We start from the raw sequence: 21285 nt of genomic DNA on the forward strand, positions 1-21285 counted from the left end.
TGAGCGTTGCGCGGGCACGCAGTGCGTTTACGATGCGGATAGAACCCAAGCAAAACAATTTCCGGCTGCGCTTGGTGCGAGCCTTGCCCTTGATGCGTTGAATTGGTCGGTTCTGGATTTTTTGATCAGTGTGGCCAAGACGATCAACGGCTTGTTCAAGGCGCAGGTCATTTACCGCCGCGGCCCTTGGCGCAACTTCGAGACAGTGGAAAACGAAACACTCGAATGGGTGGACTGGTTTAACAACCACCCTCTGCTTGAGCCTATCGGGAACATTCCACCGGCAGAAGCGGGGCCAATTTCAATGCGGCTATGGAAACTGAGGAACGCGCCGCGTAACTAACTGCAATCAGCCTCCGGCAAACCCGGTGCGGTTCAATCGTTCAGCCAGAGTCGGCTCTTCTTAGAAGTCGGCAAGTGCCGGGTCGACCGCACGAAACCAAGCGGTGGGGCACTACCGCGGTGCGAGGGTCACGATAGCTGCGGTGGCCACTTTAGCGACAACTATATGGATATCACCGCCGGAGCCGTATCGAGACCAAGATGCACTGCATGAAGCTGATGGGCTAATCGCTGATGGCACGGGACTTCGATCAGCAGGCCACGGAGATACAAATCTGGATGGCTGTCCTCAACCGCTACATCGCTCTTGGCATACCGCTTCTTTGCTTCGAAGTTTGTCGAAGAACAACAAATACGTTCCTCAGATGGTCGATAAAGCGTTCAGAAAAGAAAACTACAGAACGCATGAAAGGAACTCAGATGTTCAAGAAAATCAGCTACGCCATTGTCTTCGCCTGTACTGCGGCCATCGCCCAAGCAGAAACCTTTGAGGTGAAGATGCTCAACAAAGGTGAGGCCGGCGCGATGGTTTTTGAACCCGCCTACGTCAAAGCTATGCCCGGTGACGTCATTCATTTCATTGCCACTGACAAGGGACACAATGTGGAAAGCATCAAGGGGATGCTGCCTGAAGGGAGCGAGAGCTTTAAGAGCAAGTTCAATGTCGACTATGAGCTGACGGTGGATGCCGAGGGGCTCTATGGTATCAAATGCACCCCGCACTACGGCATGGGTATGGTTGCGCTTATTCAGGTCGGGGACGCCGTGAACTTGGAGGCGGCTCAGGGCGTCAAGCAAAGAGGCAAATCCAAAGGCCGCTTTGAAGATTTGTTTGCGCGAGTTCAGTGAACGAAAATTCCGGATAACCAAAAACAAGGGCGGCACTTTCCCGGTGTCGCCTTTTTTGCCCCGTTGCAGGAAACAAGACATGTCCCACCCTCAATCTTATTCCGGCCCCGCCTTCCTGTCCTATGGGTTTCGCCCCTTTTTCATGGCTGCGTGCCTGTTCGCCGTTGTGATCATACCGCTATGGATGCTGATCTGGACGGGGGGGCTGACGCTGCAAAGTGTTCTGATGCCCGTTGATTGGCACAGTCATGAGATGATCTTTGGCTATGGCAGTGCCGTGATTGCAGGTTTTCTGTTTACCGCGGTGCCCAACTGGACAGGTGGCATGCCGACCCGTGGCCGGCCATTGTGTGCGATGCTGATGCTATGGTTGGCGGGGCGCATTGCTGTCTTTGGTGCGGTGCCCCTGCCGTGGGGCATAGTCGTCAGTATCGATAGCGCGTTCCTGCTCGTGTTGGCGGTACTCGTGGCGCGTGAAATCATCTCTGGAAAGAACTGGCGCAACCTAATGGTTCTGGTGCCGGTTTCGCTTCTTGGATTGAGTAATCTGTTCTTCTTTGTCGAGAGTGCGCTGGTGGGGCAAGCGGTCGTCAGCCGGCGACTGGGCTTGGGGCTGGTGATCTTCCTCGTGTTGCTGATCGGCGGGCGCATCATTCCAAGCTTTACCCGCAACTGGTTGAACCAGAAGGGGGATCGCCATCTTCCTACGCCCTTCGGAAAGTTTGACCAGCTGAGCCTCCTGGCCACTCTTCCGGCGCTGGTGGTTTGGGTCATCTGGCCACAGACCCTGAGTGCTGCGGTGCTCATGTGTCTGGCGGCCCTGCTGCAAACTGTACGTCTGGCGCGTTGGCGTGGATTGTCGACGCTGCGCAATCCGGTACTGGCGATGTTGCATATCGCGTTCCTGTTTGCGCCGGTCGGGATGCTGGCAAATGCAGCGGCGGCGATTGGATCTCTTGACGCCAGCGCTGGCCTGCACATCTGGGGCATCGGCGCGATTGGTGGCATGACAGTTGCCGTGATGATGCGGGCGACAATGGGGCATACCGGACGTGCGCTGGTGTCGGGACCGGTACTGAACCTCGCCTTCATAGGATTGATACCAGCACTGTTGGGGCGGTTATTCCCTCATGTCGAGTTCCCGGGTGGAGTCACGGGGCTTGATCTGGCGGCGTTGTTCTGGACGCTTTCCTTTGCGCTGCTCTGCTGGAAGCTTGTGCCGTGGCTCGCGATGCAACGCCAGGATCGCAAACGGCCGACACCGCTGCGCAGTCGTTGATCTGAAGCTTGGGCCGGTAGAATGCAGATGCAGGCGGGATTATCCGCCTGTATCGTTTCATGTGCCTGATGTCTGCGTGGGGTGGGACACATGTGCTGCGCAGGGATTATCCGGGAAATGGCCATGCGCCGATAGCAGATGCATGCAGGTGCAAGACGACGCACCAGAGCAACACGCCAACCGCGCCGCGCAACATAACGGCGCGGGTATTTTCCTGCCACCATGCGTGATCAAACACTGGCCGAAGCGACAGGATCGGCGCACCGGCAAAAGCGCCAGGGCCAATGGTTCTGAGTGCCCGTCGGTCAAATGCTGGCATCGCCAGCAGCGAAAACAGTGCAAAAAGACCAAAAAGGATGACATGCGGCAGATCGCCATTGGGCAGCAAATGTGCCAGAGCCCAAAGTGTGAGCGCCAGCAGCACAGGGTGGCGGGTGATTGCGGCAAAGCCGGGGTGGGCGGGATCATACTCTCGCCTGCGACTGGCACCAAGGCTACCGGGCAGTCCGGCCCCGATCCCGCAGGCGGCCAGCACGAACGCAATTGGTGTTGCCACGAATGGAATCCAGCGCGTCCATGGTGCCTGGGGCCAAAGCTCGATATAGGGCGCGCGGCCTGCGGCTGAAATCACCCAGCCCAACAGGATCAGCGACGCCAGCCCGTAGAGGGCAAAATAGGCGCGCCTTCCTAGGAGCCTTATCAGGGTCCCCCTCAGGCCCCCAACACGCGGCAGAAGGTGGCTGAGCAAGAAGGCCCCCAGCGCCAGTGCGAATTCCTGCCAGCCGGTCATGTTTTCTCGGCCTGGGTGATTAGTCCATGGATATGGCGGGCAAACATCCATGCTGCGGGTAGGCCGAGCACTCCTCCGATCACCACGCTCATATGCGGGGTGAGCACGTCCCATCCGAGCCAACTGCCGATCAGCGAGGCAAAAAAGACGTTGATGGCAGCGGCCCCTGCCGCCAAGGGGTAGAGGCAGGCCACTAGTTTGCAGGACACGCGCGGGATCATCTCCGGCTCACCAGCACATGTACGGAGACCAATGCTGCGAGCAACAGCAGGGATGCGATGAAGAACCAGAACTCCGCGACGTCGGTTTGCGGTTGTGGAATGGGGCGCTCGAAGGGGGCGGCATGCGCGGAAAGCGGGATCAGAAGGGAAGCTAGCGTGCAATAAAGACGTTTCATTTCAGTGCTCCATCGTAAGGGATTGATAGATCTCGGGCAGGGCGCGGGGCAATCTGTCCGGGTCCGGCAGCAAAGTGAAACCGGCGCGGCCAAAGATGCGCGCAAACCAGTCCTGCCCGTCGGCGTCGATCACCACCGCATGCACTGCATGCCCGAGCGCGCGGGCCTCGCGCACTGCCATGCGGCTGTCTTCGATGCCATGCACGCCTTCGTAGTGATCAAGATCGTTGGGCTTGCCATCGGTCAATACTAGGAGCAGGCGGCGGGCGCTGCCCTCTTGGGCCAGTTGGGCGGAAGCATGTCGGATTGCAGCGCCAAGCCGCGTGTAGTGGCCGGGCGTGAAGCTGCCGATACGGGCGGTGATATCCGCATCCATCTGTTCGTCAAAGCGTTTGGCACGGGTCAGAAAGACCCGGTCTCGGCGCAGTGAGGAAAACCCCCAAATGCCAAGGCGGTCGCCGGCGGTTGCAATCCCAGCAGCCAGCGCGGCCAGCGCCTCGCGGGCGGTCTCTATAACAGGGCGTGCGCCCACGGTGGCTTCGGTTGAGCGGGAACAATCAATGAGGACAGCGACGCTGAGATCCCGTGCCATCGGGCGGTTAGCCTGCCAGACACGGTCGCTGCCTTGTTGCCCCATCCGCAGATCGACCTGCGATTGTACCGCTGCATCCAGATCCAGCTCATCACCGTCCAGCTGCCGCGTCAGCATCACGCGTTTCGGCATGAGCGGCGCAAACTGGCGCTGCACCCGCGCCACCAGACGCGGATCGGGGCAGAAATCCGTGGCCGGGTCGGCGTCGACCTCCAGTACGCGAGCATGGTCCGGCATATGGCGACCAAGGCGATGGTTCCACTCAGGGTAGGTGTAACGATCCGCCAGGCGTTCGTGTTCCGCATCTTGCGGCGACAGGTCGAGAGAGATCCGCAAGCGCGAGGCTGCGCGCTTCATCTGCTGGGACAGGGTGATGTTGTCCTGATCCTCCGCCGCTTTTTGTGCGTTCTCGGTGTCGTCGTCATCCACCATCCGGTTGATGTTCAGACTTTCGGCCCAGGACAGGATGGACTCAAACCGATGAACGATGAAGCTGTCTTTGCGGTCGGCCTGTTCGCGTTCTTCGCGAAGACCGGTCTTGCGGGTGGCCATAGCCACACTGGGCGTGTCCGCCTTCTCGGTATCGGGGACAGGCGGTCGGCCCTTGCGTGCTGCTGGAAGGCGTAGCCAGATCGGAAGCGGCTGAAAACTGCGGTATCCTCGTGGTGCAGTGCAATCGCATCGGTCCGCAACAACACAGGGCGATCCAAGCTGGTCAAGGATCATCCGCTCGATGCGGGCCTCAAAGCGCGGCAGGCCGGTGCGTTGCCGCGTTGCTGCGATATGGCTGCAGAGCGCAGCATACGCGTTGCGCAAGCCCGGACAGGTGGAAAAGGCGTGATCTGCCGCCTTTGCGTTTGCGGCAATTTCTCCCTGATCCGCCTGATAGGGATCAGCAGGCGCAGTCGGTAGGTCAATATGTGAGGCCATGGCAGCGAGCCACAGATAGGCCTGTCGGTTGAGGGTCTGGGTCGGGAAAGCGTCCATCACTGGTGGCAGGCGCAGCCGCTCACCATCAAAGCTGGCGACATAGCCGATCTCACGCGGGGTGCCGATGCGGCGCAGGCGATCTGTGCGGTGTTCCAAGGCGGCTGCCGGCGCTTCGAGGATCTCAACGCCGCTGTTGCCACCCAAAGCGCGAAACAGGATGGCGACGCTGCCACGGACATCGCCATAGTGCACCGCCGCCTCCGCATCGGGGCGCTCAGCCCCGATGCGTGTGGCCATGTTGTGCCACAGGTTGCCCACGGTCTCTTCGGGTTCAAGAAGGTCAAGCGCGTGCATCATGATGTCACCCGTAGACAGATGCAGTGAGGTCGCGCAGCGCCTGACAGACGTCTGCCTCGTCACTGAGGGGGGCGATGATCGCCACCTCCAGCGCAAGATCCACGCTCATGCCATTTGCAATCAGCGTGGCGGCGTAGATCAGCAGCCGGGTCGAGACCCCTTCTTCGAGATCCATACCCGAGAGGTTTCGGATATGCCCCGCCAGTCGTACCAGAGCCGCTGCGCGATCATGATCCAGGCCGCTTTCCTCGGTCACCACTGCGGTTTCAATGTCGGCCTCCGGGAAATCAAAGCCAACGGACAGAAAACGTTGCCGCGTCGAAGGTTTGAGCTTTTTCAGGATGTTCTGGTAGCCGGGGTTGAAGCTGGCGACCAGCATGAAGGATTTGGGGGCCACCAGTTCCTCGCCCGTGCGGTCGATCACCAACCGGCGGCGGTCATCGGTCAGCGGATGTAGTACCACGGCCACGTCCTTGCGGGCCTCGACCACCTCATCGAGATAACAAATCCCCCCTTCGCGCACCGCGCGGGTCAGCGGCCCGTCGACCCAGACTGTTTCGCCACCTTTGAGCAGATACCGTCCGATCAGATCGGCTGCTGAGAGGTCATCGTGACAGGCAACGGTGTAGAGGGGCAGCCCGAGCCGGGCTGCCATATGTTCCACAAAGCGGGTCTTGCCGCAGCCGGTCGGGCCTTTCAGCAACATGGGCAATTGGTTCGCCTGTGCCATTTCAAAGACCGAAACCTCGTCATGTGCCGCCTGATAGAACGGGACTTTCGGGGTGTTGATTGCGTTCATGATCACTCTCCCGGAGTTGTGACTGGGCCGGGCGCGATGAGTTCACGCCGCACGACCAATTGGCTGTAGATGAACAGGAGTGCCCCAAGGACCACCGCAACACCTGCGCCGAACCGCATCATGTAGAAGAGGCCAAGCTGGTCCTGCACTTCCATGTAATAGTCGCCGACAATGCGCTGCATGTGGGTCTGGATTGTGCCCGCAAACGTCAGCACGAAAGTCATGAAACACATGCCCCCGGTCATCAGCCAAAAGGACGCCATGTTGAGCACCTGATTATAGGGCGCGCGGCCCCGGAGTTGCGGCATCGCATAGGTGAACATTGCAAGGTTCATCGCAACATAGGCCCCATAGAAGGCGAGGTGACCGTGGGCTGCGGTAATCTGGGTGCCATGGGTGTAGAAGTTGACCCCATGCAGCGTGTGCAGAAAGCCCCAGACGCCTGCGCCGAAGAACGCGACGGTCGAGGCCCCAAGCGACCATAGGAGGGCTGCTTTGTTGGGGTGGTTCTTGCGACCTTTCCAGACCATGACAAAGGCGAAGCTCATCATCGCGAAGAAGGGGATCACTTCGAAGACTGAGAAGATCGACCCAATCCACTGCCAGTATCCCGGTGTCCCGATCCAGAAGAAATGGTGACCGGTGCCCAGAATGCCCGAGAACAATGCAGTTGCGACAATGACATAGAGCCATTTTTCAACGACCTCACGGTCGACGCCGGTCATCTTCAGCATCAGGTAGCCAAGGATTGCCGCCATCACCAGTTCCCATGTGGCCTCGACCCAGAGGTGCACGACGAACCACCAGTACATTTTATCAAGCGAGAGGTTGTCGGGGTTGATGAAGGCGAAGACCCACAGCAGGCACAGGAGCCATAGCCCCATCAGCAGGATATTGGTGATCGCGGTTTTGCGCCCGGCCAAGACGGTGAGCGAGATGTTCACAAGAAAGATCACCGCCGCAACGAGGATGCCGAATTTCACCCAAAGCGGCTGTTCGAGGAACTCGCGCCCGCCATGGATGCCCACGAGATAGGACACCACGGCACCGAGAGTGCCGACTACCAGGATCGCAAGCTGTATATAGGCCAGTTTGGTCGAAAACAGCTCTCGTTCGCTTTCTTCGGGCACCAGATAATAAGCGGCGCCAAAGAAGCCGAGTAACAGCCAGACAATCAGCGCGTTTGTATGCAGCATGCGTATGATGTTGAACGGCAGAAGCTCGCTCAGCGTATTGGGGGATATGTAGATCCAGCCAGCGAGCAGTCCGCCCAGTACCTGGATCGCAAACAAGGCCATCGCCACGAGGAAATAGGCGTAGGCCACTTTTTGTGATTGATATTTCATGATTTTCTCCTTGCGCCTGCGCTGATCAGAACGTGATGAACTGATCGCGTGCTGCGCGCCTCTCCCTCAGCCTGCGTCGTTGGGTGGCCAGTTCTGGGTGTCGGTCTGGTCGGCCCATCTCAGGAACTCTGCGAGGGCGCGGGTTTCTTCTTCCGTGAGGTCGAAGAACGGCATCTGACGGCGTCCCTCGATGCCCGAGGGCTGGGCCTGCATCCATCCATTGAGGATCTCAAATGCGCTTTCGGGGTCATCAAGGACGCCCCAGCGCGTCATCACATTGCCCACCTCAGGTGCGAAATACGCACCCTCGCCATGCAGGGTGTGGCAGTTGATGCAGGAGGCACGTTCCCAGACGTGTTTGCCGAGGCGCACCTCGTCGGTCAGCGGCATTCCGGCGGTGGAGGTTTCGACGATATAGCGGTGGCTATGCACGGTCATGGCCACGAACACGACAACGAAGAACAAGGAGCCTCCGTAAAACACGTTCCTGGCCCGCGATTTGGTAAGTATTTCTGACATGTCGCGGTCCTGAGTACAGTTGCGGATACCCCACCCATAAAGGCCGACGTGTGTCAGATGTTGCGCAAGCGCAAAGTTCGGATCTGTTCGTGAATGCAGAATGTATGAATGGGAGGAACTGACCGATGGCGAAACATGACCCGGAAGACCCTGATCTGCCGCTTGCTGATTTATTCGCGAATTGGCCGGAGATGGTGGCGGTGTTTCTCGCCTACAGAATGCTGTGTCCGGGCTGTCCGATTGCCCCGTTTCACACCGTGATTGATGCGTGTGATGAATATGGGCTGGAGGAACAGGCGTTCCGTGATGTTCTGCAAGACCCAAAGAGGGTGCAACAGCTGAAACAGCAACCGGAAACGCGATGTGGTTCCGGTTCGTGACATTCAACTCGCCTTAGGCTTAGCTCTCTGGCGTGCTCAACAGCATCAGGCGATGCGGGTCTGTGATCACGATGTGCTTGCGTCGTGAGGCAACAATCCCGTCACGCTCCCATGCGGACAGCAAGCGGCTAACCGTATGCAGCGTGGTTCCGGTCATCTCGGAGATATTGAGCCGTGTGATGGGGAAGGCGATCTCGATTCCTTGATCCGTTTTGCGCCCCGACTGGTTCACAAGACGCAGCAGTGCTGTCGCAATTCTCTGTTCGACCGCCTGAGTGGCAAGCTCTGTGATCCGGCTTTGCATTTCGCCGAGCCGCTCGCCGAGGGTTCTGTAGCTTTCGGTCGCAAACCCCTGATACCGGGTGGTGAAATCTGCCCAGAGGCGGACCGGCCATGACAGCGCAATGGACTCAACCACAGAAATGGCCGTGGCAGGGTAAGTGTCCCGGCTGAGGGCAGGGGCAATGCCAAAGAGCTGTCCCGGTGAAATATGCAACGCGATGATTTGCTCGCCGGTTGGCGTGACTTTGACGACGCGGATGTAGCCGTCGAGCAGCAGATAGAACCGCTCTGCGTCATGACCTTCGTGAAAGAACTCTGTGCCGGCTTCGACCCGCTTTGGTGTGGCCTGATCCAGAATTTCGCGAATATCCCCGCGCTGCAGGAGACTGAAAGGGGGTAATCCCGCGAGCAGGCTTTCGTCGAGCTGTTTCAAAGCGGCCTCTTGCTGGCGTCAGTCAGATCTTACTGAGCAGCGACCTATCAGAAAATCACGGTTTGGACATCGGAGAAAATTTCGAATCCGCCTTTGCCCGACTATCCTGCATCACTCAAGTGTTGGCCACACCCTGTTCGGTCATGATCATGTCGAGCCTGATGTCATGTGGCTGAGGGTGGATTGTTGCGATCCGGGATTGCAGCAGTCCGATCCCGATCACAATGGGGGCTGAGTTCAGACTCGCAAGCGTACGATCAAAGTAGCCGCCGCCATACCCAAGCCGATAGCCATCCGCGCTCCAGCCCACGCAAGGGGCCAATAGAATATCAGGCGTTTGTTCCGGAGCGTCTGCCGGCGGCACCGGGATATTCCAATCACCACGTACCATGCGCGTTGCGGGTGTCCAGCGCCGAAATACCAGTGGTGCGGCTCGCGTTTCCACCACCTGCAACGCGATCTCGGTGCCTGCGTTGTATAGCTCCGTCATCAGGGGGCGTAAATCCAGCTCCCCCTTGATTGGCCAATAGGCTGATACCACCGGCGTGCGCGTGCCTTCCATATGTCGAGCGAGCAGCTGTTGCAGGTGCTGCGCCAGTTGAACTGCCAACATGTGTCGCTCAGTTGCAGAGATCGCCATGCGAAGACCTCGGAGGCGCTGGCGTTCTGCCCGCCGCCAACTGGGTACGTCCTGCGCTTGTGTCGGTGGCCCTGCAGGGTGCCATAGATGATCCACCTCCAGTTCGCTCGATGCGCAGGGAGGTGATGAATAGTGTGCAGTCTCTTTGTGCTCTCGGTCCGTGTCGCCCATGTCTCTTCCCGATGATCTGCGTCACCCTTTCAAGAACACTGAATTGGACGGCGCAGTTCAAGAGCGGAGTCTTGATGCCGTGATCAGCCAACCCAATGATGGCACGCCAGATCAGCGGCCAGACACACGCATTGCGAATTTTGAGATTTGAGCGCGAATATTGATCCCAAACAAAGTCCCGTCCTGGGGTCTGGCGCAGGGTCGCCCCATGAAACAGATTGATCGCCTTCGAGCCCATGGCCTTTTTGAGGCACGGGTGCCCCGCTACACCTCATATCCAACCGCGCCTGTGTTTGCGCCCGAGATCGGCAGCATGGAGCAGACCGAAGCCCTAAGTGCGCTTGATCCCGGAGATCCGGTATCTGTCTACCTGCATATCCCTTTTTGCGAGCGGTTGTGCTGGTTTTGCGCCTGCCGCACGCAGGGGACCAAGACGCTCAGCCCGGTTGAAAGCTATATCGCGACGCTGGAGCAGGAGCTGGCGCTGCTGAAGCGCATCCTGCCTGCGGGTCTGCGCATGGGGCGGATGCATTGGGGCGGCGGGACGCCAACCATCCTGCCACCAGAGCTGATCCATCGGCTGGCACAAGCCGTAAAGGCGGTGATCCCGCCAACCGGGGATTGGGAGTTTTCGGTGGAAATCGATCCGACCATGGTGGATCGCCACAAGATCGCAGCATTTGCTGCGGAGGGGATGAATCGGGCCTCGCTCGGGATCCAGGATTTTGACTCCAAGGTGCAAAACGCCATAGGCCGCCTTCAGCCGTTTGATGTCACCCGGCACTGCGTGGAGGATCTGCGCGCGGCAGGCATTCAGTCCCTGAACGCCGATCTAGTCTATGGTCTGCCACATCAGGATATCACCCGACTGGATGATACGGTTTCAAAGGTGCTGGATCTGGCGCCGGATCGGATTGCGCTCTTTGGGTATGCGCATGTGCCATGGATGTCCAAACGACAGCGGTTGATTGATGAGAAATCCTTGCCCAAAGAGGTGGAGCGTTTTCATCTCGCTGAATACGCTGCAACGCGGTTCAGGGATGCAGGCTATCGCAGCATCGGGATTGATCATTTCTCCAAACCTGATGACGGGCTGGCCCGTGCCATGGAGACAGGGCGGCTGCGGCGAAATTTTCAAGGATATGTGGATGATAGCTGCTCCACCCTGATTGGGTTGGGCGCGTCTTCGGTGTCGCGACTGCCCACCGGCTATATCCAGAATGCATCCGCCACCCCTGCCTATGTTCAGCGTATTGAGGCCGGAGAACTAGCTGGAGCACGAGGCCACATGATGAGCCATACAGACCTTTTGCGCGCCCGCGCCATCGAGATGATCATGTGTGATTTCCAGCTCGATTTCGCGGAGCTGTCCAGAGAATTCGGCGCTCTTGCGGAAGCGTTGCGACCAGAAACCGCCCTTGTGATTGATCGCTTCGACGGCATGGTACAGGTGCGGTACGATGGGTTTGAGATACTGCCAGAGGGCCGGGCGCTGACGCGGATCATCGCCAGCTGTTTTGATGCCTATGCACCGATGAACGGTCGTTACAGTCAGGCGTCGTGACCGGGGCGCATCCTTTGCCACAAAGGCCACCACCAGGGTTCGGGAGCCTCAGCGTGTTCCCGAACCAGACGAAACCCCAAATGATCCGGTGGCAATCCTACGGCACAGCCGCCGACGCTGGCGTCGCGGACAAAATCGACGATTGCCGCGCGATGGATGCCGCCTGCAATGCGAACCCAGCAATAGGGTTCGCTCTCTCGAACGGTGCCGTCCGGGTGCAGTGAGCCACTTTGCATACAGCCATCGGTCCATTCCCAGACATTGCCTGATATATCTGCAATACCACGTGAGTTGAGGCCAAATCCGCCCGCCGGGCGCAACGCAGGACTGGCGGTTCTACGCAGCAAAGTTCCTGCCGCGTATTGGGCCAGCATGCGTTGTCCGGGGTCCATCTCCCGGGTGTCAGGGGCCGCATCCCCATAACGCTCGCCTGCGGCCAGCTGCCATTCCATGTCGCTGGGAAGGCGCCAGTTTTCGCCGGTTTTGCGGGAGTACCAAGTTGCGTAGGCGTTGGCGTCTTCCCAGTTTACATGGGTTTGCGGATAATCCCCGCCCATTGCTGGCACCGGGGGGCAAGCCCCAGCGGAGACACATGCAGCATATTCTCGGCGACTGACTTGGTATTTCATGATGGAAAATCCCGCGACCTCAATCACGTAAGGACGTGGTGAGCGCGATTTTCCATTCTCGACAAAATTGCCAAACGGGCGGTAGCTGATGCGCCCGCTGGGAACCTCAATGAGGTCCACCTCTGGTGACAGGCTGGGGGAGGGGGCACGGGTCAAAACCGCGATGCCCAATGCGATCAAAGCCACAAGGCTCGTGGCAACAACACTCTTGAATGATGGTTTCATCGGTGATCTCCCAAGCGCTGCAAAGACGGCCGGTGGGGCCGGCCGACCTTGTGCTTCTATAAAACCTGTGGGTTATGGGAGTGCGGTCTTGCCTTCATAGGCTGCGTCATAGGCTGTTGGCGCTTCGACCTGCTCCATCAGATCGTTGTTCCAATCGCCGTCCACCACGACATGCGCGGTTGCGCCTAGGTTTACCGCCTCGATCAGGTTGTGGTTCACATAGGCGTAGACGCCCGGCTGCAAAAACTCGTAAAGCGCTGCCCCCGCAGACCCGCCGCGGATGAACCAAGTTTCAAGGTCGCGCTCCGGTGGGTTGTTGAATTTCCCGGTTTCCCAGACCAGATCCCCATGCCCGCCGATCAAATGCGGGCGAGAGTCGCGATTGGCTTGCGAGTGTACGAACAGAACCTTCTCGCCTTGTGATGCGTGCAATGCATTGTCACCAGTCAACGCGCCGACTTTACCGTTGAACACCACGTGGCTCGGGATCAGGCCATTCATGACATCCAGCGTGTCGGGATAGCTCTCGCCGACATCTTCAAAGCGTTTGTATTCTCCGTTTTCATCCTTCGGGATGTAGAAATCATTCTCGCCGATGTAGAACACGCGATCATAGCTGACGGGGGTGCCATTGTGATCCTTCAGACCATCGCGGGGCAGCACCATGATCGCGCCCGACATCCCACTGACGACGTGCCATGGGATCATGGGGCCACCCGGCGCACAGTGATAGACAAAGGTGCCCGGACGTGTTGCCTTGAACCGCAATGTTGTCTTCTCACCGGGATTGACCAGCGTCAGAGAACCACCGCCAAGGGCACCGGTTGCTGAGTGGAAGTCAATGTTATGCTGCATGAGATTTTCAGGAGAATTGTAGAGCGTAAGTTCGACATAATCACCTTCATGTACGACCATCAGAGGTCCTGGTACTGACCCGTTGAAGGTCATGGCCTGTAGGTAGGCACCGCTATCGACTTCGATCTCCTTTTCAACGATCTGCATCTCGAATTCGATAATTTGCGGCTCTGTCGAAGCCACCTGCTCGTGCTCGTGAACCATCGGAGGGCGCACTAATTTACGTTTCACCCGCTTGAGCTTAGACAGATCAGCTGGTGGGACCATGGATGTGTCCATGATCTCCTCTGCTTGAGCAGTTTTGTGAAGTACGGGTATCGCTGCAATCCCTGCGGCCCCAATAAGCGCGGCGCGTCTGGTAAGCATGTCCTTATCTCCTTTTCATGCATGTATGATTAGCTTGAAAGGTATGCGGAGATTTGGATGTGAACGTTGATCAGGGACAACCTTCGATAAGGATATCACCTGATGGACTGCTATGGTCAGGACTTCGGCAACGGGTCGACTCCAGTTAAGGCGTTTCGCGCAAAAAGACCGATGCCGCTGTAGCAAGAAGCGGCTCTTTCCCGCGCCTGCTCCTAATCGTCACGCCAACCTGGAATGAGGTCCTTCGGGCATACGCGATATGCCGCCTCCGTGAGCGCCGTTCATTACCTGAATGTGGGCTCTCGCCGTGACCTTGGGGGTAAAATCCCGCATGGATGGTATTTTCGAGAGAAGGGCGGGGGCGCTTCAAATGAAGCGCCTCACCAGTATCGCACCAACACTGCGCTGCTCTGCCGCATGCACCCAGCGGAAAGTCAGTCACTCTAGCACGTCATCATCCAATGCTGCTTCTCGCTTTCTCACCAAAATCCGTGCAGCCCTATGTTCGGGAGACCCAGGAACCAGAGCATGGAAGAAATATTTGAGCAGGAGTTCCTTCTCATCATCTGAGGTCTGATCTTCCTCCTTGAGTGAGCCTAGAACTTGCAGCCGGGTCCCATCAGTCATTTTTCCGTAGTGGGTATCCGTGACGACGACGCTCTCATGTCCGAGGTTCAAAGACCATGCTTTGCGTTCCTCGGCACGGGTGCAGAGTTTGTCGCCCAGCGCTTTGAGGCAATGACGCGCGGAATGGGGAGAGAAGGATTTTCCCAACCCAGTGCTTGCTATCCGAAATGCCCGGTTCACCACGCCGTTTGTTTGCAAGGTCGGAACAGGATCAGTGCCGACCTTGGGCCTGTAGAGATATTTGGCGTCAGGAAAGAGCGCATCATCGCTTTCAAACCCATCGTTGGCTAGCTCCTCTTTCCAGCTTTCCACAATATCATGAAACGCGTCAGGAACCGGAAACCATCGGATAACGAAGCTTTTTCCGTTTTTTGCGCGCATATCGCGTGCATCTTGCACAGCCGTTTTTGCGACGCAATCAATGTGCTTCAGCCGCATTGTAGACAGGGCAGCCGCCCGCAGGCCCGTGACGAATGCGCCTGCAACTATCGCCCGGTCTCGACGCTGGGTGCGTGTGATCGTTGGCATAGATTGGATCATCGTCAGGGCCTCGTCTATCGACGGATAGATCTTATCCGGTCGTGCCAGAACCCTTGCCATCTTCTGGCGTGGCAGGGCGAAGTATTCGAACAGATTGGCGCTGAGCCTTCGATATCCGTCCTGCTTGCCGAGCCACTTGAAGAACGCTGCCAGGTGCGATGCGCGATGACGAATTGTGGATGCGCTGAAACCTCCTGCCTCCCGTGGTAACTCGCCTTTCTCTAGCAGCCATTTACGGTATTTCCCGACGTCCTTGTCCTTGGTCAGTGAGAAGCACTGGCCCTCAAAGAAGTCCTCGAAATCGCGGATCGACGCCAAGTGAGCATCCACAGTTTTGCTGTCATAGCGGCCCGCATATAGTTGCCAGTCGTGGATTATTCTATCGTTCATAGATGGGTTTTCAGGGAGTCGAAGGGGTGTATTTGTCCCAACACAAACCTGCTCTTCCGCTTGACCTTCGTCTATTTCAGTCAGGTTAGCGTTGGTACGGATCGCTTCCTGCAATCGGTCATGCTTCGTCGCATCCAGTAGCTTCATCACCGCCGCACCGCACTCTGAGCAGGCACCTAAAGCCATCCAGCTCGTCTTCTTGGTTTGCCTGAGGTTGAGGCTGGGCATATGAGGAAACACGGCAACTTTGCATGACATGCAGAGGAATTGCCCCACCCGCAAGTTTTTGCGCCCCTGAGCGCGCCGAGCGATGTGAAACCTGTTGAGTTCACACCCTCGGAAGAGTTGAGGCCCTGTTCCATGTGACGGTGTGAGGCCTGTGCCCACCCAGTTCGAAACAGTATTGCGGCAGATGTCATAGAGTTCCATGACCTCGCTGACGTCATAAACGCGATGACCTTTTGCACGGATCTTATATCGCCGACTCATTAGTGCTTCCCTCCCTCGTCTTTCGAAGGCTTTTGGGGGGAATGCCGAGGGAGCTTGTGCTCAAAGGCCACGATCTCGTCCAGGCGCCAGCGTGAGGTGCCGGGAGATAACTTGACGGGTGTCGGGAAGTGTCCGGATCCTACCCACCGCCATATCGTTTGCCGAGTCACTCGGAAGCGGAGAGCGACATCTTGATCCGTCAGAAAGGCCACGCCGACATTTCCGTCGGAGGGCAAGCGGCGGGTGGCTTGCTTCTTCTTTGTCCGTTTCGGAGATTGTTGTTTGACCTCTGTAGAGGCCGACTCTGCGGGCGTAGCGTCATTGACGCCCAATCGATCAAAAAAATACGGTGCTTCATCCAGGTGAGGTTTGTCGTCACGTGACATCATTCACCTCTCTGATGCGGGTTGTGGGGCTGGCGTGTTTTGTCTTCCAGCCACGTTTGCACAACACTTGCGCGCCAGCCGACGGCGCGCTTGCTCAGCTTAATCGAAGCGGGAAACGTCCCCTCGCTCATCATGGCGTATAGGGTGCTGCGCGACAGGCCCGTCAGAGACATCACGTCTTTGCATCTCAGTATTCGGTCTGGGGTGTTCATAACCATATCCTCTGTGTCGTCATTGGTGACAGGAGGAGATGCGCGAGCAGGATGCACGTTTCCTCCCGCCAAGCGGGGCGCTCCTTGCGGAGCAGGAAACGACACATCTTGCGTCGTTATGATAGGTGGATACTAAATGAGCTGTTTATGCTCGGCAAGCCTCTTTAGTGCCCTTTGGACATAAACAGAATATCTAGAGTCTTAAGGCGTCAGGTGTAGTCCTGCGCTGTCGGCAAGCTGTTGCAAATATCCTGTCCACCACGCCGCAATTCGGACCCTCTCGTCCCAATGCGTGCCGCGTGCGTAGGCTTTGCGAATCTCATTTCCTTCGACATGGGCAAGTGCACGTTCGATTGCATCTGCATTCCAAAGACCAGATTCATTTGCCAGCGAGGAAAAGGTCGCGCGAAAGCCATGGGCGGTCATGTCTTCGCCGCTATAGCCCATTCGGCGTAGGGCGGCGTTTAAGGTATTCTCACTCATGCAGCGTTTCGAGGACCTGATAGAGGGGAACAGCAACTGGCCCCACCCAGTCAATTCTTGTAACTCGCGCAACTTGCCCAGCGCCTCAGGCGACAAGGGGACCATATGAGGGCGGCGCATTTTCGCGCGATGTGCCGGCACCGTCCAGATCGCCTTGTTCAGATCGATTTCCGACCATTCGGCCATGCGCAACTCACCGGGGCGCAGCGCTGTCATGGCCAAGAGTTGAAGCGCGAGGCGGGTGGTCGGTTGCCCGTCAAAGCCTGCAATTGCACGCATCAACCCGCCGACCTTTTCCGGATCGATGAGGGCAGAGCGATGTTTGACCGGGGCGCGGGTCAGGGCATCTCTCAACCCGAAGGTCGGATCATTCTCGATCAATCCTTGTGCGATGGCATAGCGAAAGATCTGACCGGCAGCGGATCGCATACGAAGCGCAGATTCGTTGCGCCCCTTCGCTTCCATCTTCCTTAGCGGTACCAGGACATCACGGGCGCTGATCTGACTGATGGGATAAGCGCCCAAGTCGGCACAGAGAAGACCATGGAGCCACTCCGTCTTAGCTAGGGTGGAGGCTGATTTACCCTCCTGCCGCTTTTTCTCCAGCAGGGCGTCGGCGAGCCTACTGAAGGTTTCCCGATGCTCGGCTTCTTGGGCGGTCTGCGCACGCTTACGTTCGAATGACGGGTCCTTACCCTCGGCAAGTAGCTTGCGTGCATCGTCCCGTTGGTCCCGAGCCTGCTTGACGCTCAGAGCAGGGTATTTTCCGAAAGAGAGCAGTTTCTCTTTACCCATCCAACGGTATTTGAACCGCCACAGTTTGGAGCCGCCGGGATTGACCAGAAGGAACAAGCCATCAAAGTCGGCCTGCTTGTAAGGCTTCTCTTTCGGCTTCAGCGCGCGGACTTTGGCATCGCTCAGAACAGGCATCTGGGGGTACCCTCATTTCACGACCTCGGCGGTACCCCGACCCATACCCCCATTGAGGGTAGATTGGGCTGGATCGCTCCGGACAAACTCGGACAAAGGGTCCGGCATTATCGACGAAATTCAGGCTATTAGAAGAAATTACAAACCACAACTGGAAGTGATTGTGGTGCCCGGGGGCGGAATCGAACCACCGACACGAGGATTTTCAATCCACTGCTCTACCCCTGAGCTACCCGGGCACGGGAAGGCTTATCGCCTTGGGTGCAGGCCTTCTATGCTCTGGGCGCGATGGTGTCCAGAGGCTTTTTCAAAGAAAATCGCTAATGTTCCGTCTGACCTTGATTTCCCAGGTCTTCCAGTGCGTTTTCAAGGTCTTCCTGATCCTCGCTGGGCACCGAATAGCCGCCGCTCAGCCATTTGGACAGGTCCAGATCGGCGCAGCGTTTGGAGCAGAAAGGGCGATACGCTTGGTCGGTGGTCTCGCCGCAGAGAGGGCAGCTCATTTCAGGATCTCCATTAGCGGAAGGCGGCCGCGTTTACGTTGCAGCTCAAAGTGACCAAGCGTGGTCCAGCCCGCCAATGTTGTCTCCTCCGGATCCACCTTGAAGGCGGCGCGCAGGGCGCTTTCAAAGGCGCGGCGGTCCTTCTTGGGCATCGGGGCGGCGTCGATCACCACCTGGCCGCCCAGTCCCAGACAGCGCAAGGCGCGGGGCAGGGTGCGCGCGCAGGCCATGTTGGCCTTGACCCCGGCGGCGAGCGAGGTGTCACTGCCGGTGTTCACATCCACCGCCACCAGGGCGCGTGTGGGCTCCACGTAGAGAAAGCCACCGCCACCAAGGGGAATGCGCCCGGTCCGCAGCCCGTCCAGCGCCTCCAGCACGCCGCCGCGCTCAAATCCGCCGGGCTCCTGTTCGATCTGCGCAGGCTCGGCCCATTCGCGCCAGGCCTGCAGATGCGGGCTGTCCCCCTCGTGCAGCGTCTCTGGTTCGGCGCCGGTGTCTTCCAGCACCTGACGGGCGGCGGTGACCATGCTGGCGATGTCCTCGCCGATCTCCTCCGGGTCGGCACCGGCGCAGGCGGAGCGCAGGATCAAGCCGTAGTCTGACTCGCCCATTTCCTCATGCGCGATCTCCAGCAGGCGGTCGCGTTCGTCTTCGTCGCGGATCGACCGGGAGATGTTCAGCCCCGGCGCATCCGGGGTGACAATGGCATAGCGGCTCTTGAACAACAGCTTCTGGGTGACCGGCAGCGCCTTGCCGGGCTCGGCATGGCCGGTGACCTGGACCAGCAGCAGCTGACCGGGAGCCAGCCCCTTGACCTGACGCAGGAAGGCAGGGCCGTCCGGGGTGGTCAGGAACATGCCGCCCTGTCCCTTGACCGGGCGGTCTGCACGGGCGCGGTAGATGGTGCCCGGGACCGGCGCGTCGCCTGCAATCAGGAAATCCTCAAGCGTGCCGTCGACCATCCGTGCAGCGGCCTCGTGGCCGTCGATGTGGTCGAGAATGATCTGCGTGCCCTTCATGGCGTGCTGTCCTTGTAGAGAGGGTATCCTGCAGTCTGCAGCAGGGTTGCGGTTTCTGCCAGCGGCAGGCCGACGATGGCCGTGAAGGAGCCGCTGATCCACGGGATGAGCGCTCCGGCGGGGCCCTGGATGGCATAGCCCCCGGCCTTGCCGTCCCAGTCGCCGGTTGCGAGATAGCCGTTCAGCTCCTCGTCCGAGAGGCGTTTCATCTTCACTTGGCTGACCACATCACGCTGCCACAGCTGGTCGCCTCGGCGCAACGCCACGGCGGTGATGACCCGATGCCGGCGGCCGGAGAGGGCGAGCAGAAATTCGGCGGCCTCGCCGGCGTCGCGGGGTTTGCCCATGATGCGGCGGCCAAGTGCGACTGTCGTGTCAGCGCAGAGCACCAGATCATCCGGCGCCGCGGGGACTGCCTGAACCTTTTCGCGGGTGACGCGGGTGCAGTAGTCGCGCGGCAGCTCCGCCTTCAGCGGGGTTTCGTCGATATCCGGTGGGCGCACGTCATCGGGCGTGACGCCGAGCTGCGCCAGCAGCTCCAGCCGACGGGGGCTGCCTGATCCAAGAATGAAACCCATGCCTGAACTCCTGCTGTTGCGCCGCTTGGTTCTATGCCCATTGATGGCGCCGGAAAACCCCATCAAAAGACAAGTAGGGGCAAAACAAAAGCCCGGCACCGGGCCGGGCTCTTACCGTCTTGAGCGAATCGCGCTTACTTGAAGCGGTAGTTGATTCGTCCCTTGGTCAGGTCATAGGGTGTCATTTCCACCTGAACCTTGTCGCCTGCGAGGACACGGATGCGGTTCTTGCGCATCTTGCCTGCCGTATGTGCTATGATTTCATGGCCGTTTTCCAGCTCGACCCGAAACGTCGCGTTTGGCAGGAGTTCCTTCACGACACCGGGAAATTCGAGCGTATCTTCCTTGGCCATGTTGTCTCCATAGTTGTAATTTCCCGAACGAAGCCGGGACGTGCGCTTAAATGAGCGTATTTCTCCCGATTTTCAAGGGCGCTTTTATCGCAAGTCCTGCTTAACGACATGTTGGGCGCGTGATTCCTGCTCGTTCCAGTGGCTGCGGTTGCGTACGACCCCCTCGCGGCGGACATGGGCGATCGACGCGCAGTCCACATCGGCATAGGTCCAGCCGGGCTGGTTCAACCTGCCCTCGGCGATCACGCCGGTGCCGGGAAAGCCCGTGTCGGGCGGGCCGAAGATGCCACCCATGCCACAGCCCTCATCGACGGCCTCGGACCAGCTGGCGTTGCCGACCACCGAGGACATGGCGGTGACGCATTGTTGTTCCAGCGCGCGGGACATGGCACCGATGCGCACGCGCCAGTATCCGGCCAGCGCTTCGGTGCAGGAGGGGACGAGGATCACATCCGCCTCCGCCAGCGCGCGACCCAGCAATGGATACTCACTGTCATAGCAGATCAGCACGCCGATCTTGCCGAGCGCCGTGTCAAACAGCTTGAGTGGGCCACCCGGCGCGATATCCCAGGGGTCGCGCTCGAACATGGTCATGATCTGCTTGTCCTGATGGTCGCGCTGGCCGGTGGGCGTGTAGAACTCGGCCCGGTTCACCGGGCGCGCAAACCCGGCATGGACCGGAGCCGATGCGCCGAGGATATGCACCTTGTGTTCGGCTGCGAGCTTCTGGTGCAGGGTGGCGGCGGCCTCCATCTTGTCGGACACCGATTGGATCGAGCTTTCGAGGTCGCCAGCCACGTCGGCGCCGTCCAGGGTCGCCAGCTCCATCGCGCCATATTCGGGAAAGACAAGCAGGTCGGCACCGGTCCCGGCGGCCTCTGACACCCAGCGCGACAGTTTGTCCTCGTACTGGGACCAGCTGTCGAGCCAGTCGAGGGGGTAGGCGGCGGTTGCAATCTTCATGGCGGTCTCCGATGCAGGTCTGCCCATAGGGCTAACCGATTGCGGCGTGGTGGAAAAGTCTCAGCTG

At 58.8% G+C, this 21285-nt stretch carries 23 protein-coding genes, 1 tRNA gene and 2 pseudogenes; 6 read left to right on the forward strand and 20 right to left on the reverse strand.

The annotated features are described in order from the left end of the window. Positions 1–127 precede the first annotated feature (127 nt). The 4 genes and pseudogenes from CLV89_RS13195 to CLV89_RS13210 all read left to right on the forward strand — a co-directional run. Positions 128–339: pseudogene (locus tag CLV89_RS13195) on the forward strand (IS3 family transposase); the annotation flags it as partial. A gap of 159 nt (positions 340–498) precedes the next feature. After that, positions 499–663: pseudogene (locus CLV89_RS13200) on the forward strand (IS5/IS1182 family transposase); the annotation flags it as partial. Positions 664–762: 99 nt separating this feature from the next. Next, entirely contained in the window at positions 763–1191 is a 429-nt protein-coding gene (locus CLV89_RS13205; protein ID WP_106164291.1) for a pseudoazurin, read from the forward strand. A gap of 79 nt (positions 1192–1270) precedes the next feature. Then, positions 1271–2470 carry an NnrS family protein gene (locus CLV89_RS13210; RefSeq protein ID WP_106164142.1) on the forward strand — a complete coding sequence of 400 codons (1200 nt, stop codon included), beginning with the start codon at positions 1271–1273 and terminating at the stop codon, positions 2468–2470. 106 nt (positions 2471–2576) lie between these two features. Here the strand turns inward: CLV89_RS13210 and CLV89_RS13215 are convergent, their stop codons facing one another. From CLV89_RS13215 to CLV89_RS13245, 7 genes are all read right to left on the reverse strand, one after another. Further along, complete coding sequence (locus CLV89_RS13215; protein WP_106164143.1) at positions 2577–3260, reverse strand: NnrU family protein; 684 nt, start codon at positions 3258–3260, stop codon at positions 2577–2579. Continuing rightward, entirely contained in the window at positions 3257–3481 is a 225-nt protein-coding gene (locus CLV89_RS13220; protein ID WP_165798135.1) for an NnrT protein, read from the reverse strand. Before CLV89_RS13220 ends, CLV89_RS13215 begins: the two co-directional genes overlap by 4 nt. Continuing rightward, the gene (locus CLV89_RS13225; protein WP_106164144.1) at positions 3478–3657 is read right to left on the reverse strand and encodes a hypothetical protein; all 180 of its coding nucleotides are present in this window, start codon (positions 3655–3657) and stop codon (positions 3478–3480) included. Before CLV89_RS13225 ends, CLV89_RS13220 begins: the two co-directional genes overlap by 4 nt. A 1-nt stretch (position 3658) precedes the next feature. Continuing rightward, positions 3659–5536, reverse strand: coding sequence for a nitric oxide reductase activation protein NorD (locus CLV89_RS13230; protein WP_207796932.1), 1878 nt, complete (start codon positions 5534–5536; stop codon positions 3659–3661). A 4-nt stretch (positions 5537–5540) separates the two neighbouring features. Continuing rightward, positions 5541–6335 carry a CbbQ/NirQ/NorQ/GpvN family protein gene (locus tag CLV89_RS13235; protein WP_106164146.1) on the reverse strand — a complete coding sequence of 265 codons (795 nt, stop codon included), beginning with the start codon at positions 6333–6335 and terminating at the stop codon, positions 5541–5543. Positions 6336–6337: 2 nt separating this feature from the next. Continuing rightward, entirely contained in the window at positions 6338–7681 is a 1344-nt protein-coding gene (locus tag CLV89_RS13240; protein WP_106164147.1) for a cbb3-type cytochrome c oxidase subunit I, read from the reverse strand. A 66-nt stretch (positions 7682–7747) separates the two neighbouring features. Beyond that, positions 7748–8200, reverse strand: a complete 453-nt coding sequence (locus CLV89_RS13245; protein ID WP_106164148.1) for a c-type cytochrome — start codon at positions 8198–8200, stop codon at positions 7748–7750. 125 nt (positions 8201–8325) lie between these two features. On the opposite strand from CLV89_RS13245, the gene CLV89_RS13250 reads away from it, so the two are divergent. Continuing rightward, the gene (locus CLV89_RS13250) at positions 8326–8580 is read left to right on the forward strand and encodes a DUF1858 domain-containing protein (protein ID WP_106164149.1); all 255 of its coding nucleotides are present in this window, start codon (positions 8326–8328) and stop codon (positions 8578–8580) included. Positions 8581–8599: 19 nt separating this feature from the next. Here CLV89_RS13250 and CLV89_RS13255 read toward each other — a convergent pair whose 3' ends face one another. Together CLV89_RS13255 and CLV89_RS13260 are read right to left on the reverse strand one after the other, a co-directional pair. Next, positions 8600–9295 carry a Crp/Fnr family transcriptional regulator gene (locus CLV89_RS13255; protein WP_106164150.1) on the reverse strand — a complete coding sequence of 232 codons (696 nt, stop codon included), beginning with the start codon at positions 9293–9295 and terminating at the stop codon, positions 8600–8602. Between the two features lie 115 nt (positions 9296–9410). Beyond that, positions 9411–10106: a 5-formyltetrahydrofolate cyclo-ligase gene (locus tag CLV89_RS13260; protein WP_106164151.1), complete on the reverse strand. Its 696-nt coding sequence runs from the start codon at positions 10104–10106 to the stop codon at positions 9411–9413. Between the two features lie 208 nt (positions 10107–10314). Here CLV89_RS13260 and hemN point away from each other — a divergent pair, with 208 nt between their 5' ends. Continuing rightward, positions 10315–11670, forward strand: coding sequence for an oxygen-independent coproporphyrinogen III oxidase (gene hemN, locus CLV89_RS13265; RefSeq protein ID WP_106164293.1), 1356 nt, complete (start codon positions 10315–10317; stop codon positions 11668–11670). On the opposite strand, the gene CLV89_RS13270 is transcribed toward hemN, so the two are convergent. The 11 genes from CLV89_RS13270 to CLV89_RS13325 form a co-directional block, all read right to left on the reverse strand. Further along, complete coding sequence (locus CLV89_RS13270) at positions 11658–12524, reverse strand: formylglycine-generating enzyme family protein (protein WP_106164152.1); 867 nt, start codon at positions 12522–12524, stop codon at positions 11658–11660. The two genes, hemN and CLV89_RS13270, sit on opposite strands and share 13 nt — an antisense overlap. 72 nt (positions 12525–12596) lie before the next feature. Further along, a complete protein-coding gene (nirK, locus tag CLV89_RS13275) occupies positions 12597–13745 on the reverse strand; it encodes a copper-containing nitrite reductase (RefSeq protein ID WP_106164153.1) in 1149 nt (382 codons plus the stop codon). A gap of 438 nt (positions 13746–14183) precedes the next feature. Further along, positions 14184–15731 (reverse strand): tyrosine-type recombinase/integrase, encoded by a 1548-nt coding sequence (locus CLV89_RS13280; RefSeq protein ID WP_243395006.1) that lies wholly within the window; start codon positions 15729–15731, stop codon positions 14184–14186. Positions 15732–16176: 445 nt separating this feature from the next. Further along, positions 16177–16395, reverse strand: coding sequence for a helix-turn-helix transcriptional regulator (locus CLV89_RS13290; protein WP_341477122.1), 219 nt, complete (start codon positions 16393–16395; stop codon positions 16177–16179). A gap of 195 nt (positions 16396–16590) precedes the next feature. After that, positions 16591–17802: a tyrosine-type recombinase/integrase gene (locus CLV89_RS13295; RefSeq protein ID WP_106164155.1), complete on the reverse strand. Its 1212-nt coding sequence runs from the start codon at positions 17800–17802 to the stop codon at positions 16591–16593. 164 nt (positions 17803–17966) lie between these two features. Beyond that, positions 17967–18041, reverse strand: a tRNA-Phe gene (locus CLV89_RS13300). Between the two features lie 81 nt (positions 18042–18122). Continuing rightward, a complete protein-coding gene (locus CLV89_RS13305; RefSeq protein ID WP_106164156.1) occupies positions 18123–18305 on the reverse strand; it encodes a DNA gyrase inhibitor YacG in 183 nt (60 codons plus the stop codon). Further along, positions 18302–19324 (reverse strand): ribonuclease E/G, encoded by a 1023-nt coding sequence (locus CLV89_RS13310; protein WP_106164157.1) that lies wholly within the window; start codon positions 19322–19324, stop codon positions 18302–18304. The genes CLV89_RS13305 and CLV89_RS13310 overlap by 4 nt, the downstream gene beginning before the upstream one ends. Then, positions 19321–19902 carry a Maf family protein gene (locus tag CLV89_RS13315; protein ID WP_106164158.1) on the reverse strand — a complete coding sequence of 194 codons (582 nt, stop codon included), beginning with the start codon at positions 19900–19902 and terminating at the stop codon, positions 19321–19323. Before CLV89_RS13315 ends, CLV89_RS13310 begins: the two co-directional genes overlap by 4 nt. A gap of 134 nt (positions 19903–20036) precedes the next feature. After that, complete coding sequence (infA, locus tag CLV89_RS13320) at positions 20037–20255, reverse strand: translation initiation factor IF-1 (RefSeq protein ID WP_005978431.1); 219 nt, start codon at positions 20253–20255, stop codon at positions 20037–20039. Between the two features lie 84 nt (positions 20256–20339). Beyond that, positions 20340–21218 (reverse strand): carbon-nitrogen hydrolase family protein, encoded by an 879-nt coding sequence (locus CLV89_RS13325; protein ID WP_106164159.1) that lies wholly within the window; start codon positions 21216–21218, stop codon positions 20340–20342. Between the last annotated feature and the right edge of the window lie 67 nt (positions 21219–21285).

It is taken from the genome of Tritonibacter scottomollicae, assembly GCF_003003215.1.
GTDB lineage: Bacteria > Pseudomonadota > Alphaproteobacteria > Rhodobacterales > Rhodobacteraceae > Epibacterium > Epibacterium scottomollicae.